The sequence below is a fragment of the Acetobacter cerevisiae genome (assembly GCF_001580535.1).
GTDB classification, from domain to species: domain Bacteria; phylum Pseudomonadota; class Alphaproteobacteria; order Acetobacterales; family Acetobacteraceae; genus Acetobacter; species Acetobacter cerevisiae.
In genome coordinates, this window is the sequence record NZ_LHZA01000151.1 from 24,655 (window position 1) to 39,092 (window position 14,438).

At 60.1% G+C, this 14,438-nt stretch carries 15 protein-coding genes; 12 read left to right on the forward strand and 3 right to left on the reverse strand.

Annotated elements, in window-relative coordinates; genetic code table 11:
- The first annotated feature begins 62 nt into the window (after window positions 1-62).
- From metX to AD928_RS09955, 3 genes are all read left to right on the forward strand, one after another.
- Entirely contained in the window at window positions 63-1,238 is a 1,176-nt protein-coding gene (gene metX, locus AD928_RS09945) for a homoserine O-acetyltransferase MetX (RefSeq protein ID WP_061507837.1), read from the forward strand.
- Complete coding sequence (gene metW, locus AD928_RS09950; RefSeq protein WP_062250244.1) at window positions 1,238-1,867, forward strand: methionine biosynthesis protein MetW; 630 nt, start codon at window positions 1,238-1,240, stop codon at window positions 1,865-1,867. The genes metX and metW overlap by 1 nt, the downstream gene beginning before the upstream one ends.
- 509 nt (window positions 1,868-2,376) lie before the next feature.
- Complete coding sequence (locus tag AD928_RS09955) at window positions 2,377-3,717, forward strand: DEAD/DEAH box helicase (protein WP_062250246.1); 1,341 nt, start codon at window positions 2,377-2,379, stop codon at window positions 3,715-3,717.
- Window positions 3,718-3,917: 200 nt separating this feature from the next.
- Here the strand turns inward: AD928_RS09955 and AD928_RS09960 are convergent, their stop codons facing one another.
- From AD928_RS09960 to AD928_RS09970, 3 genes are all read right to left on the reverse strand, one after another.
- On the reverse strand, window positions 3,918-4,823 hold the full coding sequence (locus tag AD928_RS09960) for an endonuclease/exonuclease/phosphatase family protein (RefSeq protein WP_233420043.1): 906 nt from the start codon (window positions 4,821-4,823) through the stop codon (window positions 3,918-3,920).
- A 69-nt stretch (window positions 4,824-4,892) separates the two neighbouring features.
- On the reverse strand, window positions 4,893-5,576 hold the full coding sequence (locus AD928_RS09965; RefSeq protein WP_061507834.1) for a carbonic anhydrase: 684 nt from the start codon (window positions 5,574-5,576) through the stop codon (window positions 4,893-4,895).
- 278 nt (window positions 5,577-5,854) lie between these two features.
- Window positions 5,855-6,490 (reverse strand): LabA-like NYN domain-containing protein, encoded by a 636-nt coding sequence (locus AD928_RS09970; RefSeq protein WP_061507833.1) that lies wholly within the window; start codon window positions 6,488-6,490, stop codon window positions 5,855-5,857.
- Between the two features lie 127 nt (window positions 6,491-6,617).
- Here AD928_RS09970 and folK point away from each other — a divergent pair, with 127 nt between their 5' ends.
- The 9 genes from folK to frr all read left to right on the forward strand — a co-directional run bounded on the left by folK (window position 6,618) and on the right by frr (window position 14,410).
- Window positions 6,618-7,154: a 2-amino-4-hydroxy-6-hydroxymethyldihydropteridine diphosphokinase gene (folK, locus tag AD928_RS09975; protein ID WP_062250248.1), complete on the forward strand. Its 537-nt coding sequence runs from the start codon at window positions 6,618-6,620 to the stop codon at window positions 7,152-7,154.
- 78 nt (window positions 7,155-7,232) lie between these two features.
- Window positions 7,233-7,604, forward strand: coding sequence for a DNA-directed RNA polymerase subunit omega (gene rpoZ, locus AD928_RS09980; protein WP_061507831.1), 372 nt, complete (start codon window positions 7,233-7,235; stop codon window positions 7,602-7,604).
- 111 nt (window positions 7,605-7,715) lie between these two features.
- Window positions 7,716-9,968 carry a RelA/SpoT family protein gene (locus tag AD928_RS09985; protein ID WP_062250310.1) on the forward strand — a complete coding sequence of 751 codons (2,253 nt, stop codon included), beginning with the start codon at window positions 7,716-7,718 and terminating at the stop codon, window positions 9,966-9,968.
- Entirely contained in the window at window positions 9,965-10,372 is a 408-nt protein-coding gene (gene acpS, locus AD928_RS09990; protein WP_061505339.1) for a holo-ACP synthase, read from the forward strand. Before AD928_RS09985 ends, acpS begins: the two co-directional genes overlap by 4 nt.
- Window positions 10,373-10,448: 76 nt before the next feature.
- On the forward strand, window positions 10,449-11,258 hold the full coding sequence (lepB, locus tag AD928_RS09995; RefSeq protein ID WP_062250249.1) for a signal peptidase I: 810 nt from the start codon (window positions 10,449-10,451) through the stop codon (window positions 11,256-11,258).
- Window positions 11,255-12,001: a ribonuclease III gene (gene rnc, locus AD928_RS10000; RefSeq protein WP_061507829.1), complete on the forward strand. Its 747-nt coding sequence runs from the start codon at window positions 11,255-11,257 to the stop codon at window positions 11,999-12,001. Before lepB ends, rnc begins: the two co-directional genes overlap by 4 nt.
- Window positions 11,994-12,893 (forward strand): GTPase Era, encoded by a 900-nt coding sequence (era, locus tag AD928_RS10005; RefSeq protein WP_061507828.1) that lies wholly within the window; start codon window positions 11,994-11,996, stop codon window positions 12,891-12,893. The genes rnc and era overlap by 8 nt, the downstream gene beginning before the upstream one ends.
- Window positions 12,894-13,006: 113 nt before the next feature.
- Window positions 13,007-13,744, forward strand: coding sequence for a UMP kinase (pyrH, locus tag AD928_RS10010; RefSeq protein WP_043551915.1), 738 nt, complete (start codon window positions 13,007-13,009; stop codon window positions 13,742-13,744).
- A 57-nt stretch (window positions 13,745-13,801) separates the two neighbouring features.
- Window positions 13,802-14,410 (forward strand): ribosome recycling factor, encoded by a 609-nt coding sequence (gene frr / locus AD928_RS10015; RefSeq protein WP_373320542.1) that lies wholly within the window; start codon window positions 13,802-13,804, stop codon window positions 14,408-14,410.
- Window positions 14,411-14,438: the final 28 nt, after the last annotated feature.

Below are 14,438 nucleotides of genomic sequence, written 5' to 3' on the forward strand. Positions count from 1 at the left end.
TTGATCCGTCCTGTTTTCGCTCCTATGTCGGAGGTCTTCCAGCCGGAGTTGGTATCACCTTCATGAACAGCACAGCGCCTCTTGATGTCGGCGACCATCAGCACGCCACCTTCCCCGATGGGCTGGATCTGGAATGCGGTGTGCATCTGCCATCCCTTGATGTGGCCTATCGCACCTACGGCCAGCTTTCCCCCAGACGGGACAACGCCATTGTCATCTGCCACGCCTTTACGGGGGACCAGTATGTGGCGGAAACGCATCCGCAAACCGGCAAGCCCGGCTGGTGGGGGCGCATGGTGGGGCCGGGGCGGCCGATTGATACCGACCGCTTTTTCGTTATCTGTATGAACGTGCTGGGGGGCTGCATGGGCAGCACCGGTCCGCGCTCCCTCAAGCCAGCCTGTGCAGAAGGCAGGGTAGAGCGCTGGGGTACGGATTTCCCGCCCATCACCATCCGGGACATGGTGCGTGCCCAGTATAAGCTGGTGCGCTCTTTAGGGATTGAGCGGCTGTTTGCCGTGGTCGGTGGCTCCATGGGCGGCATGCAGGTGCTGGAATGGGCCGTGACGTATCCACACATGATGCTGGCGGCCATGCCGATTGCCACGGCACCCTTCCATTCGGCCCAGAATATTGCGTTTAACGAGGTCGGGCGTCAGGCCATTTTTGCTGACCCCGAGTGGTATGGCGGGCGCTACTGGGAACATAATGTGGTCCCGGCTCGTGGGCTGGCCGTGGCGCGTATGATGGCGCACATCACCTATCTTTCGGAAGAAGCCCTGACCCGCAAGTTCGGCCGCCGGGTGCGGCAGGAACCCAAAGATGCGCAGGCCCCGGAAGCCTCTCTGGCCATGTTTGGGGATGTGTTCGAGGTGGAATCCTACCTGCGCTATCAGGGCTCGGCCTTTGTACGGCGGTTTGATGCCAATTCCTACCTGACCATTACCCGCGCCATGGACTGGTTTGACCTCGCTGCCGAGCATGACGGCGAACTGCCTGCGGCCTTTGCGGGTACGCCGGTGCGGTTCTGTGTGGTGTCGTTCTCGTCCGACTGGCTGTTCCCCACGTCCAGCTCCCGCTATCTGGTGCGCGCGCTCAATCAGGCTGCGGCTAACGTCTCCTTTGTGGAGATTGAAACGGACAAGGGGCATGACGCCTTTCTGCTGGATGAACCGGATTTTGACAGAACCGTGCGGGGCTTCCTGTGCGGTGTGGCAGATCATGCAGGGCTTGCCTGATGCGTCTTGATCAACGGCTGATTGCAGAAATGATCGAACCCGGTACCCGGGTGCTGGATGTCGGCAGCGGTGATGGCGCGCTGATTGACCATCTGTTCCGCCTGCGCGGCTGTGATGCCCGTGGTATTGAAATTGATATGCGGGAAGTGACCCGCTCCGTTGCCCACGGCCTGCCCGTGGTGCATGGGGATGCGGACCACGATCTGGCGCATTACCCCAATGATGCGTTTGATTATGTGGTGTTGCAGCGCACGCTTCAGGCCGTGGAACGCCCGCGGGAAGTGCTGCGGCAAATGCTGCGCATCGGGCGGCACGCCATTGTCTCCTTCCCCAACTTTGGCCACTGGCAATTGCGGCTGAAACTGTTGCTGAGCGGGCGGATGCCCATGACAGCCGTCTGGCATACCCCGTGGTATGAAACGCCCAATATTCATCCCTGCACCATTCGGGACTTCATCGCGCTGTGCGCGGAAGAGGGCTATTGCGTGCAGCAATGGATGGCGGTGGATGAAGATGGCGAGCGCGCCCCCTGGCGGCGGTCCATCCGGCTGGCCAACCTGTTTGGTGAGCAGGCGCTGTTCCTGCTGCGGCGCGAAGGTGAGTGCCCGCCGCCGCCAGAGGAAAGCTGACCGGAAGCGAAGAGGCGTTGTTTGCGCTGGCCGTTTTGCGGGCTGAAGCGGCGGTTTTGAACAACTTGTGAAGATTTCTTCTAAAACTTTGGTTAGTTCGCAACGGAACCGGATGCTCTCTTTGGAAAAGGAAGCGCCTGTTCTGTTTTTTAAAACCTCCTTTAAAATTGAGCAGCGATGGCTTTTGTTTCATTGCGTCTGCGCGCTGCGGCCTGAGGCGTGAACAGACTGTGACGATTATATGGCGGCTTTCTTTTAGGACCAATATGGTACGGAAGGCTTGCGGGGCAGGAAAACTCCACTTATATACAAATCAAGGCAGGGTTTTCAGACTGGCTTTTTCTGAAAAGACGTGACGCTGCCAGCATTGTTAAAAAATGTTCATGAATGCGGGTGAGGGATCGTGCACAGGGTGTGCCGTTTTCACTCCGTCCTGACACGATATGGTGCGTAACTGAAAAAGGGTGGTCTCGTCTCGCTTTTCAGGCTGCACGAAAAGGTTTGCCCTGATGATTACGTTTTCTGAACTGAATCTTGCCCCTCCTCTGTTGAAGGCGCTGGCTGAGCAGGGGTATGAAACCCCGACCCCCATTCAGGCCCAGTCCATCCCGCATCTGCTGCAAGGCCGTGATCTGCTGGGTCTGGCCCAGACAGGCACCGGGAAGACCGCAGCGTTTGCTCTGCCTATTCTGAACCACCTTAATGCTCACCCCAAGGTTGCAGGCCCTAAAAAGCCGCGCGTTCTGGTGCTGGCTCCCACGCGTGAGCTGGTTTCCCAGATCAGCGAAAGCTTTAAGGCCTATGCCCGTCACATGAAATTCACGCAGGCCGTTGTGTTTGGTGGCGTGGGGCAGGGGCGTCAGGTTGAAGCCATGCGCCGTGGCGTGGATGTGCTGGTTGCAGCTCCCGGCCGCCTGCTGGACCTGATCGGTCAGGGCTATATTGACCTCTCCGGCCTTGAAGTGCTGGTGCTGGATGAAGCCGACCGCATGCTGGACATGGGGTTTGTGCGCGATATCCGCCGCATCATGACCTATCTGCCCGCAAAACGGCAGACACTGCTGTTCTCTGCCACCATGCCGCGCAGCATTGCGGATCTGGCGAACTCTCTGCTGCATGATCCGGCCAAGGTGGAAGTCACCCCGCCGTCCAGCACGGTGGACCGTATCCAGCAGGCTGTGATGTTTGTGGAAGGCACCGACAAGCGCGATGCTCTGCTGACACTGGTGGAATCCCCCAAGGTTGCCCGCGCCGTGGTGTTCACCCTCATGAAGCATGAGGCCAACAAGGTTGCGGAATTCCTGAACAAAAACAACGTGGTGGCGGAAGCCATTCACGGCAACAAGTCTCAGGGTGCGCGTGAGCGGGCCATGAGCGGTTTCCGTGCTGGCAGCGTTAAAGTGCTGGTCGCGACCGACATTGCAGCACGTGGCATTGACGTGGACGATGTGAGCCACGTCTTCAACTACGATCTGCCGAACGTGCCGGAAAGCTACGTCCACCGCATTGGTCGGACGGCTCGTGCAGGGCGTGATGGCTGGGCCGTGTCCTTCTGTGACCCGGAACAGCGCGCCTGGCTGCGTGATATTGAAAAAACCATTGGCAAGCCCATTCCGGTGGTGCGTGACCACCCCTGGCACTCCGAAAGTGCTGAGGTCTCTACCATGCGTCCGCCCGTGCTGGGTGGCGGTGGCCGTGGGCGCGGTGGTCCGCCGCGTGGCGGGAATGGCGGCGGCGGTGGTCGTGGCCGTGGTGGCCCGCCGCGTGGTGGCAATGGTGGCGGTGGCCGTCCGGGTGGCGGTGGTCGCTCCGGTGGCGGCGCATCGTCTGGCCGTGGCCGCGCCTTCTAAGAGTTATCCTGACCCCTTCCGGGGTTACGGTGAGTGCAAAAAAGCCGCTGGGGAGCAATCCTCAGCGGCTTTTTTTATGGCTGGCTGCCAGTTGTTGGAGTTTTTGGGGTGCGTGCGGCAGAGGGTAAGGGCGCTTGTGGACTAAGCCGCACCGATACGGCGCAATGGTCAGAGAGGTTGGCTATCTGGCCGATAGGTCATCACACGCAAGGAATGTGGTTGCAGCCAGCTTTGTGTGCCGCCGCCCAGCAGAATATGGCAATGAAATAAGAGCCGTTTTCGCACGGGCTGGCCCATCCGGCACTTGTCAGGCTCAGCGGGGCTGCGTGAGTCAGCAGCAGGAAAAACGGATCATAAACCGTCATGCGCCGGTTGAAATCGCCCATAATCACAAAGGCTTCATGCGCAGCAGCGCGGGCGCTGATCCAGTTTTGCAGCACGCCAAACTGTTGCACGAGAATGGGGCAGTTATGCTGCTTGTCTGCAACCGGATTGTCCCAGCAGCCGGTTTTGAGATGCAGAACCAGAATACGGAGTGGCGTTGTGCCGGTCTCTACCGTCACATCCAGCCCACGGCGCAGTTGATGTGCGGCGGTTGCGGGGGCGACGTCCAGTTCCACCAGATCCGGGTTTTTGTGGGCGCGGAGCGGTTTGCGGATAGCCAGCGCCGGGTGCTGGAGAAGGGCGTCATCCGTCATGAAGATCTGATAGGTACGGGCGGAGAAAAGCCGCTCTGCCGTGGTGGCGGCGTCCACTTCCTGTAGTCCGATGATATCAGCATCCAGATGCTGCGCGTAGGCCGCCAGTTTTTCAAAATCGGCGGCAGTGCGATGTGGTCGGTCCGGTGGAGCGGTTGCGGCTAGCGGCCCATCTTCCGCCATCAGCCATTCCATATTCCATGTCGCCAGTTTGAGTGGATGGGCCGGAGCCGAAGCCGAAGCGGCTGTCGGCGTCGAAGGTGCGTGCTCTGGCTGTAATGGGGGAGTGATGAGCGCGTGTTCAGCCGGGGAGTTGGCGAGAGCGCGTTGCGTGAGGCAGCCGGTCACTGCCGCTCCCAGAAGGCACACGGCACCAGCGAGCGCCAGAGAGTGTGCAAAGCGGCTCATGCAAAGAAAAACCGGCGAAGCAGGCGCTCCGCCGGTCCTGGTCTTGTTTGAAAGCAAACCGTCTGACTCTTAGGCTGGTTCGGCTTCCAGATGCGAAATGGCTTCCGCAATAGTGGTGGTTTTACGGGTCTGTTCATCAAGAATGGTGATTTCGCCGGTGCCGATGTCGTAGAACCAGCCCTGCAGGAACAGTGTGCCGCGCGCCATACCGGCTACCACAGCCGGGTGCGTTTTCAGGTGGGACAGTTGCAGCAGCACATTCTGTTCAGACAGGCTGCGGACGTTGGCCGGGCCAGCATCTTCTGCTTTCAGGTCGCCCAGGGCTGCGCGGGCGGCTTCTGCATTGCGCAGCCATCTGCGGACCGTCGGCATTTTGTCCAGACCGCTTTTTTCCGGAGCGAGCAGGGCCTTCATCGCGCCGCAATCGGAATGGCCGCAGACAATAATGGCGGACACACCCAGCCCAGCCACAGCGTATTCCACAGCGGAAGAGACGCCACCCAGCATTTCGCCATAGGCCGGAACGATGTTGCCAATGTTGCGCAGAATGAACAGATCACCCGGTTCCGTCTGGGTAATCAGGCTGGGGTTAATACGGCTGTCCGCGCAGGCAATAAACAGGGCATTCGGAGACTGGCCATCTGCCAGAGCAGCAAAAAGGTTCTGCTTGGCCGGGAAAATTTCAGTGTTGAAGTGTTCAACGCCGCGCAGCAGCGAAAGGAGGCTGGCTCGGGCTTCAGAACAAGTAGGCATAGGCTTCTCCAAAAAATACTCATAAGGGTGCAGGCTTCGGTCGTGGCCAGGGACTTCTGTTCTGCATGATAGAGTTGAATAGAACGCATGGCACCGGCTTTTTTTCCGTTTGTCTGAAATTTTTTTTACAGAAAATCAGGTGGCCGGCACAGTCCACTAAAAAATACCCCTGCCAGCGTGGTCCGAAAAGGGGAAGGACCAGCTGAAGCAGGGGTAGTGTCTTAAAACGGATCAGTCATGCGGGTGGCGTTTGGAAAAGGGCCACTCGCTCGGATAGATCAGAGAATATCGGTCTCGTCGTCGTCCAGATCCGGCTCACTCATCTGATCTGCGGGGTGGCGGATAGGGGAGGGGTTGCCCACGCGGGGGCGCTGGGTGTCTGCCTGCTGCCGCCGCGTGAAGTTGTTGGCAATGGTTGCCAGCTCCATGAAGTTGTCGGCCTGACGACGCAGGTCATCCCCAATCAGCGGCGGGGAGGAGCGCATGGAGGACACCACGGAAACACGGGTGCCCTGACGCTGCACGGCTTCTACCACACGGCGGAAATCCGAATCGCCGGTGAAGAGAATGGCGTGGTCGATATGCGGCGCCATTTCCATCATATCCACGGCAATTTCGATTTCCATATTGCCCTTCACGCGGCGCTTGCCGGTGGAATCGGTAAATTCGCGGGCGGGTTTGGTCACCAGAAAATAGCCGTTGTAGGACAGCCAGTCCGTCAGCGGTTTAAGGGGTGAATAGTCTTCCGTATCCAGAATGGCGGCGTAATAATAAGCGCGGATGATGTGTGTTTTGGATGTGAAGAAGTCCAGCAGCTTTTTATAATCGACATCAAACCCCAGACCGCGGGATGTTGAATAAAGGCTGGAGCCATCAATGAAGAGGCAGGTCCTCTCTTCTTTTTTGAGATTCATTGGAGTTTTTTCCTCTAAATTAGATGATAAGGTGTTTTGAATGTTGGTTAAAAATCTATCGCATTCAGGGGTTTAACGGTAAGGGTGGCGGATTATACCCGTGTTCAGAAAAAAAGATACATCAGCTATGGCATTTATATCAGGCCTGACAAAAACCCCGGATGAGCCAGAAACCGTCCTGATTGCGATAGGGGCAAATCTGCCTTACGCGGGTCAGGTGGCGCGTGAGACATGCCAGCGGGTTGTCGCTGCGCTGCAAGACGTACCGGGGTTGTGTATAGAGGCTGTGTCAGCCTGGTATGAAAGTGCTCCTGTCCCACCTTCCGGTCAGCCTCCTTATATCAATGGTGTGGTTCGGGGGGTCGCCAGGATTGGGCCCGAGGCCCTGCTACACGCGCTTCAGACTATAGAAACACGCTTCGGTCGCGAGCGTTCCATACCAAATGCAGCCCGCACGTTAGATCTTGATCTTATCACATACGGCTCCCTTTGTCAGAATGATTCGCATCTTACTCTGCCACATCCGCGTGCGCATGAGCGGGCCTTTGTGCTTCTGCCCATCCAGGATGTGGCGCCCGAGTGGGTGCACCCTTCTAGCGGGAAAACGCTGGCGGACATGGTGCCGGATGTCGCAGAGCAGGAAATCCGCCGGATTCAGGAATAAGGACTTCCTAGGGGTGGGGGGATGCGTTACAATGCTCTTTCTGAATTTTTTACCTGAATTACCTGGAGGCTCTTCGTAATGGCACGCGTCACTGTCGAAGACTGCGTTGAGAAAGTCCCGAACCGCTTTGAGCTGGTGCTGTATGCGGCGCAGCGCGCCCGCAACATCTCCCGCGGGGAAGAGCTTACCATTGACCGGGATAATGACAAGAATCCGGTTGTCGCCCTGCGCGAAATCGCGGACGAAACTGTCAAACTGTCCGATCTGCGCAATGATCTGATCCGCTCTCAGGCCCGTGAGCCCGAGCCCGAGCCTGTGGATGAAGAAGTGCAGGATCTGGTCCCGACCGAACAGAACATCTTTGGTCTGCAGGAAGTCTCTCCGGAAGAAGAGGCCTCTGATGATGCCGGTGCGATTGAAGCCGCTCTCAGCGGGCGCGCACGGCGGTAAGAGCGTGTGACGCAGGCGGGGGGCGACAACAGGACCGGGACTTTGGTGTCTGAGGCAGACTCCTCAGCCGGTTCTGCGCTTCTGCCTGTTGCAACGGGGGACTCCACCCCCGTGCCGGTTTCTCCTGAGCCTTCCGGGCGTGGAGACATTACGTGTGACCGGCTGATCAACGTTGTGCGTGGTTACGCGCCCAATGCTGATCTGGAGAGTATTCGCCGCGCTTTTGCCGTGGCGAAAAAGGCTCATGAGAGCCAGCTTCGTGATAATGGTGACCCGTACATAACGCACCCGCTGGCGGTTGCGATGATTCTGGCCGGCTTCCGGCTGGACGTGCCCTCCATTCTCACGGCTCTGCTGCACGACACCATTGAAGATACCGGCATCACGCAGGAAGACCTGCGGGCACAGTTTGGCCCCACGGTGGCGGATCTGGTGGATGGTGTCACCAAGCTGACCCGGCTGGAACTCCAGTCTGACCGCACCAAACAAGCCGAAAATTTCCGCAAGCTCGTGCTGGCGATGTCGAAGGACATCCGCGTTCTTCTGGTCAAACTGGCGGACCGCCTGCACAACATGCGCACGCTGCATTTTGTGGAGCGGGTGGACCGCCGCCAGCGTATTGCGCGGGAAACGCTCGATATCTACGCCCCCCTTGCCGAACGTATCGGTATGGATCGGGTCAAGACCGAGCTGCAGAACCTCTCCTTTGCCCAGCTTGAGCCGGAAGCAGACGCCACCATCCGCGCCCGCCTGAACTATCTGCGCGGGCAGGGGGCCGATGTGATTGAAGAGGTGCGGCGGGAACTGCTGCGCCTGTGTGAAGAAGCCGGGCTGAAGAATGTTCACGTCTCTGGCCGGGAAAAGTCTCCGTATTCCATCTGGGAGAAGATGCAGCGGCATAATGTGGCGTTCGAGCAGCTGTCCGACATCATGGCGTTCCGTGTGGTGGTGGATACGCGCGAGGATTGCTACATGGCGCTCGGGGCGGTGCATGCCGCCTATCCGGTTATCGCCGGCCGCTTCAAGGACTATATCTCCACTCCCAAGGCTAACGGATATCAGAGCCTGCATACCGGGGTAACGCTGCGTTCCCCGCGTAACCAGAAGATTGAAGTGCAGATCCGCACCGAGGCCATGCATGACATTGCCGAAAACGGCGTGGCGGCACACTGGGCCTATAAGGAAGGTGAACCTGAGGCCGGGGGTGGGATTGCCGGCTTCCGTCGGCCGCGCTGGGTGCAGGATCTGCTGGAAATTCTGGAAGCCTCCTCCGCGCCGGATGAGTTTCTGGAAAACACCAAGCTCGAACTCTATCAGGATCAGGTTTTCTGCTTCTCCCCCAAAGGCCAGCTGATCTCGCTGCCGCGTGGGGCGACGTCGGTTGATTTTGCCTATGCGGTGCATAGCCAGATTGGCGATTCCTGCGTGGGTGCCAAGATCAATGGCCGCCTGATGCCGCTGCGGCATGAGCTGCAGAATGGGGATCAGGTCGAGATCATGACCGCTCGCGGGGGCGCGCCGTCTCCCTCGTGGGAGCGGTTTGTGGTCACCGGCAAGGCGCGGGCGCGTATCCGCCGCTATGTGGCCGCGCAGCAGCGCCAGACCTATCTGGATAGCGGGCGTGCTGCGCTGGCCAAGGCCTTCCGTCAGGAAGGGGTCGATGGCTCCGAAAAGGTTATTGAAACCACACTGAAGACGCTGAAGCAGAACTCGCTTCAGGATCTGTATGTGTCGGTGGGGAACAATAATCTCGGTGCGCGGGATGTTGTCCATGCGGCGTACCCGGAGCTGCGCCGCGCCCCGCGTGTGCCGCGCATGGTGGCTGGCCTGCCGGGTGTTCTGGGCACCGCCGGGCCACGCCCACGGGCGACAAGTGGGGCCAGCAGTGGCCGGTCTGGCGGGGCTATTCCGCTGGTGGGGCTTGGTCCGGGTGTCGCCGTCCATTTTGCCGCCTGCTGCCACGCCCTGCCGGGGGACCGGATTGTAGGTGTGGTTGCTACTGGTAAGGGTGTGACCATTCACACACGAACCTGCCCGACGCTGGAAAGCTTTGCCGCCACGCCGGAACGTTTTCTGGATGTGGACTGGGATTATGACGCCATGGCCCGCTCCGGCAGCGGAGAGCTGCGGGTGGGGCGCATTACCATTGTGGCCGAGAACGAATCTGCCGTGCTGGCCGCCATTACCAATACGGTGTCCAAAGCGGATGCGTCGGTGGTGAACCTGAAGATTGTGCATCGGCAGCTCGATTTCATGGAAATCCTTGTGGATGTGGAGGTGCGGGATTTGCGGCATCTGTCTTCCGTGATCGCCGCCCTTCGGGCCGCGCAGGGTATTTCTCAGGCTGACAGGGCGCGCGCGTGAGTGTGATCGCTGCCGGAGTGGATCTGTGTGACATGCGCCGGATTGAGCGCGTGATCGAACAGTTTGGGGACCGCTTCCTCAACCGGGTCTTCACCCCGACGGAGCGTGCGCGGGCGGACCGCCGGAGCGGGCAGGCCCGGATCGGGGCCTACGCCAAGCGCTGGGCCGCCAAAGAGGCCTGCGCCAAGGCGCTGGGCACCGGGTTTGCACAGGGTGTGGCGCAGAGCCAGATCGGGGTGGCCAACCTGCCCTCTGGCCAGCCGACACTGGTATTGACCGGCGCGGCCTTGCTGCGGTTGCAGCAGATCATGCCAGCGGGGCAGGTGCCGCATCTGGTGCTGAGCATGACGGACGAGCATCCGTATGCCTTTGCTGAGGTGATTATCTCGGGGCGTCCCGCTTGACATCCCCTGGGGTGCGCGGCTTGATCCCGCCGATTTTTCTTTTCTTTCCTAACGACGCAGACAGGCGGTGCAGGACATGACCAACCCGAACCAGACTCCCACGGCATCAGGCGCAGGGGGGCCGGCAACCATCGGGCAGCTCGTGCTGGACTATGCGAGAACCATCATCGGCGTGGTGCTGGTGGTTACGCTGTTCCGCACCTTCCTGTTTGAAAGCTTCGTGATTCCGTCCGGCTCCATGATCCCGACCCTGCAGGTGGGGGACTACATCATGGTGTCCAAATACAGCTACGGCTATTCCCGCTTTTCCTTCCCGTTCTCGCCCAACCTGTTTCAGGGGCGCATCTGGGGGGCGGAACCGCATCGGGGTGATGTGGCTGTGTTCCGTTTTACCAAGGATACGTCGGTTGATTACGTCAAACGGATTATCGGCCTGCCGGGTGACCATATCCGTGTGACGGAAGGCCATCTGTATCTGAACGACCAAATGGTGCCCTGCCTCGCCCCGCATCCCTATACGGCACTGGATGAATCCCACGTCCCGATGGAAGGTGAGGCGTGTGATGAGCAGTTGCCCGCCAGTGGGGGCAAGGGCGTCGTGGCGCATCAGGTGCTCAAGCTAATGGATGATGGCGCGCAGAACAATACGCCGGATTATGTTGTGCCGCCGGGCTACTTCTTTGCCATGGGCGATAACCGGGATGACAGCGCGGACAGCCGCTTTATGGGGGATGGCCCGAAAGACCTTGGTTTTGTGCCGATGGAAAATCTGGTTGGCCATGCGTCACGGGTGTTCTTCTCCGTAGAGTCCGCGCATCCGTTCTGGCAGATCTGGTACTGGCCGGTGGAAATCCGCTGGGCTCGTATTTTCCGGAGCATCACGTGAAGCGCCCCGCACTCTTCGCCGGAGAAGCCTCCGCCGCCATAGCCTTGCAGGACCGGCTGGACTATCAGTTTAGCAACCCGGCTCTGTTGCATGAAGCGCTGACGCATCGCTCTGCTGCGCATCAGAACGCAGGCGGGCGGCGGCGTCCGCAAAAAGCGCGGGGCATGGGCTCCAACGAACGTCTGGAATTTATCGGGGACCGCGTGCTGGGTCTGCTGATGGCGGAATGGCTGCTGGAACGCTATCCGGCGGAGCAGGAAGGCGCGCTGGGCTCCCGTCTGGCGCATCTGGTCTCCCGCACAACGCTGGCAGAAATTGCCGAGCGGATTGATCTGCCCGCCAGTCTGGCTGTCGCAACGCATGAAGCCCGCGTTGGGGTGCAGAGCACCGCCAATGTGGTGGCCGATGCGCTGGAAGCCGTGCTGGGCGCGGTGTTCCTGGATGGCGGGCTGGACCCGGCCCGGAACATTGTCCGCACGGCATGGAAGCCGCTGCTGGATGCGCAGGCCCGCCCGCCCAAGGACCCGAAGACGGCCTTGCAGGAATGGGTTCTGGGCCGGGGGCAGAGCCTGCCGGTGTATAAGACAATCGGGGCCGATGGCCCCTCTCACGCGCCCTTGTTTGTGGTGCAGGTTACCGCTGGTGGCCGGAGTGGAGAAGGGCGGGCCGGGAGCAAGCGGGCCGCCGAGAGTGCCGCAGCAGCGGATCTGCTTGAACAACTTGGAGGCCCGCAACATGGGTGAGACGACACGCTGCGGGTTTGCCGCTCTGGTGGGGGCACCGAACGCCGGTAAATCCACGCTGCTGAACAAAATGGCGGGGGCTAAGCTCTCCATTGTCAGCCCGAAGGCGCAGACGACCCGCGCCCGTGTGCTGGGGATTCTGATGCGCGGCACCACGCAGATTCTGCTGGTGGATACCCCCGGAATTTTCCAGCCGCGCCGCATGCTGGATCGCGCTATGGTGGCAGCCGCATGGAGCGGGGCGGAAGATGCGGACATCACGCTGCTGCTGGTGGATGCGCGCTCCGGCCTGACAGATGCGGTTAGCAGCATTATCGAACGTCTGGCCACCACAGGCCGCAAGGTCTGGCTGGTGCTGAACAAGACCGATCTGGTCTCACCCGAACGACTGCTGCCGCTCACGCAGGAAATCACAAAAAAGCTGACGGTGGAGCATGTCTTCATGGTCAGCGCCCGCTCTGGCAGCGGGGTGGAAGATCTGCTGGACCGTCTGGCCGCCAGCCTGCCGGAAGGCCCGTATCTTTATCCGGAAGATGATCTGACCGATTTGCCGGACCGTCTTCTGGCTGCCGAACTGGTGCGTGAGCAGATCTTCCTGCAAACGCATGAAGAGGTGCCGTATGGCACGACAGTGGAGACGGAAAGCTACAAGGAACGGCCGGACGGCTCCGTGCGGATTGACGCGACCATTTATGTTGGGCGCACAGGGCACAAGGCGATTCTGATTGGTGAGCGCGGACAGAAAATCCGCCAGATTGGGGAGCGCGCGCGTAAGCAGCTTTCCGGTCTGCTGGAGCGTCCGTGCCACCTGTTTCTGAATGTAAAAGAGCGCTCCGGCTGGGATGAAGAGCGCGCCCGCCTGCGGGCCATTGGTCTGGATGATGTGCCATAAGGCGACCCTCACCGCTTGTGGCCTTGCGTCATGAAGGATAAGAGAGGGGCGACTTGTCCTGCCCCTGCATGGGGGCAGGGCCTTTTTCAGACGATCTGCGTGATTGAGGGCCAATGACTGCTTCCACTGGCGAGATGCCACCCCGTAAACGCGTATTGCTCAAAGTTTCCGGCGAGGCCCTGATGGGGTCAGGCGCTTATGGCGTCGATCAGCAGACGGTTGAGCGTATTGCCGCTGATGTTGCCGAGGTTGTGCGCAGCGGGTGGGAAGTCTGCCTGGTTGTGGGCGGTGGCAACATCTTCCGCGGTCTGGCCGCAGCGGCCAAAGGTATGGACCGCGCCCAGGGCGATTACGCCGGGATGCTGGCGACCGTAATTAACGCTCTGCTGCTGCAGAACGCGCTGGAAGGGCAGGAACTCCCCACACGGGTGATGTCCGCCATTGCGATGTCCGCCATTGCCGAGCCCTATATCCGCCGTCGCGCTGTGCGGCATATGGAAAAAGGCCGGGTGGTGATTTTTGCGGCTGGCACCGGCAACCCCTTCTTCACCACCGATACCGCCGCCGCTCTGCGTGCTGCGGAAATGGAATGTGATGTGCTGCTGAAAGGCACGCAGGTGGACGGCGTGTATTCGGCTGACCCCAAGCGTGACCCGTCCGCCGTGCGGTATGAGCAGCTGACCTATATGGATGTGCTGTCCAAACAGCTGAACGTGATGGATGCCGCAGCCATCAGTCTGGCGCGTGAAAATCGTCTGCCGATTGTTGTGTTCAACATTGGTGAGCCGGGGTCTTTCCCGCGCGTGATGCGTGAAGAAGGCCCTTACACGCGGATTATCGAAACCGCGTAAAACCAACGGACTATTGTGTCCGCGGCGTTCTGCCGCCGGACCCTGTTGTTGAGAGTGATGAGACGGACCTGTGCGGGTCCGTCGGGAAACGGGAGAGAGACCGTGTCTGATCTGAATGCCCTTCTGGAAGACCTGACGCGCCGCATGGATGGCGCTCTGGAAAGCCTGCGTCGTGACTTTGCCGGCCTGCGCTCTGGCCGCGCCAGCCCGGCCCTGCTGGAGCCGGTGCGCGTGGAAGCCTATGGCGGTGAAGTGCCGCTGACGCAGGTTGCCTCCATTGCCGTGCCGGAAGCACGGATGATTACCGTACAGGTGTGGGACCGCGTGCTGGTGGGTGCTGTTGAGCGCGCCATTCGTGATTCCGGGCTGGGCCTGAACCCGGCATCCGACGGCCAGCTGATCCGCGTGCCGATTCCGCAGCTGACGGAAGAGCGTCGCCATGAACTGGCCAAGGCTGCCGCCCGCTATGCCGAAGGGGCCAAGATTGCCGCCCGTGGCGTGCGTCGTGATGGTATGGACAAGGCCAAGGGGTTTGAGAAGAAGAGTGAGATCAGTCAGGATGACGTCAAGACGTGGTCTGACGCCATTCAGAAGCTCACGGACCAGTATGTGAAAAAAATTGATGACATGCTGGCTGAAAAAGACCGCGAGATTAAGCAGGTCTGACGCCAGTGGCGTCGGGATTCCTCTCTCT

Excerpts from the sequence above, each read along its gene's own strand:
- folK (WP_062250248.1), top strand. The coding sequence starts at position 6,618 with ATGGCATTTATATCAGGCCTGACAAAAACCCCGGATGAGCCAGAAACC.
- frr (WP_373320542.1), top strand. The coding sequence starts at position 13,802 with ATGAGACGGACCTGTGCGGGTCCGTCGGGAAACGGGAGAGAGACCGTG.
- AD928_RS09955 (WP_062250246.1), top strand. The coding sequence starts at position 2,377 with ATGATTACGTTTTCTGAACTGAATCTTGCCCCTCCTCTGTTGAAGGCG.
- lepB (WP_062250249.1), top strand. The coding sequence starts at position 10,449 with ATGACCAACCCGAACCAGACTCCCACGGCATCAGGCGCAGGGGGGCCG.
- AD928_RS09970 (WP_061507833.1), bottom strand. The coding sequence starts at position 6,490 with ATGAATCTCAAAAAAGAAGAGAGGACCTGCCTCTTCATTGATGGCTCC.
- AD928_RS09965 (WP_061507834.1), bottom strand. The coding sequence starts at position 5,576 with ATGCCTACTTGTTCTGAAGCCCGAGCCAGCCTCCTTTCGCTGCTGCGC.
- metW (WP_062250244.1), top strand. The coding sequence starts at position 1,238 with ATGCGTCTTGATCAACGGCTGATTGCAGAAATGATCGAACCCGGTACC.
- AD928_RS09960 (WP_233420043.1), bottom strand. The coding sequence starts at position 4,823 with ATGAGCCGCTTTGCACACTCTCTGGCGCTCGCTGGTGCCGTGTGCCTT.
- pyrH (WP_043551915.1), top strand. The coding sequence starts at position 13,007 with ATGACTGCTTCCACTGGCGAGATGCCACCCCGTAAACGCGTATTGCTC.
- rpoZ (WP_061507831.1), top strand. The coding sequence starts at position 7,233 with ATGGCACGCGTCACTGTCGAAGACTGCGTTGAGAAAGTCCCGAACCGC.
- metX (WP_061507837.1), top strand. The coding sequence starts at position 63 with ATGAACAGCACAGCGCCTCTTGATGTCGGCGACCATCAGCACGCCACC.
- era (WP_061507828.1), top strand. The coding sequence starts at position 11,994 with ATGGGTGAGACGACACGCTGCGGGTTTGCCGCTCTGGTGGGGGCACCG.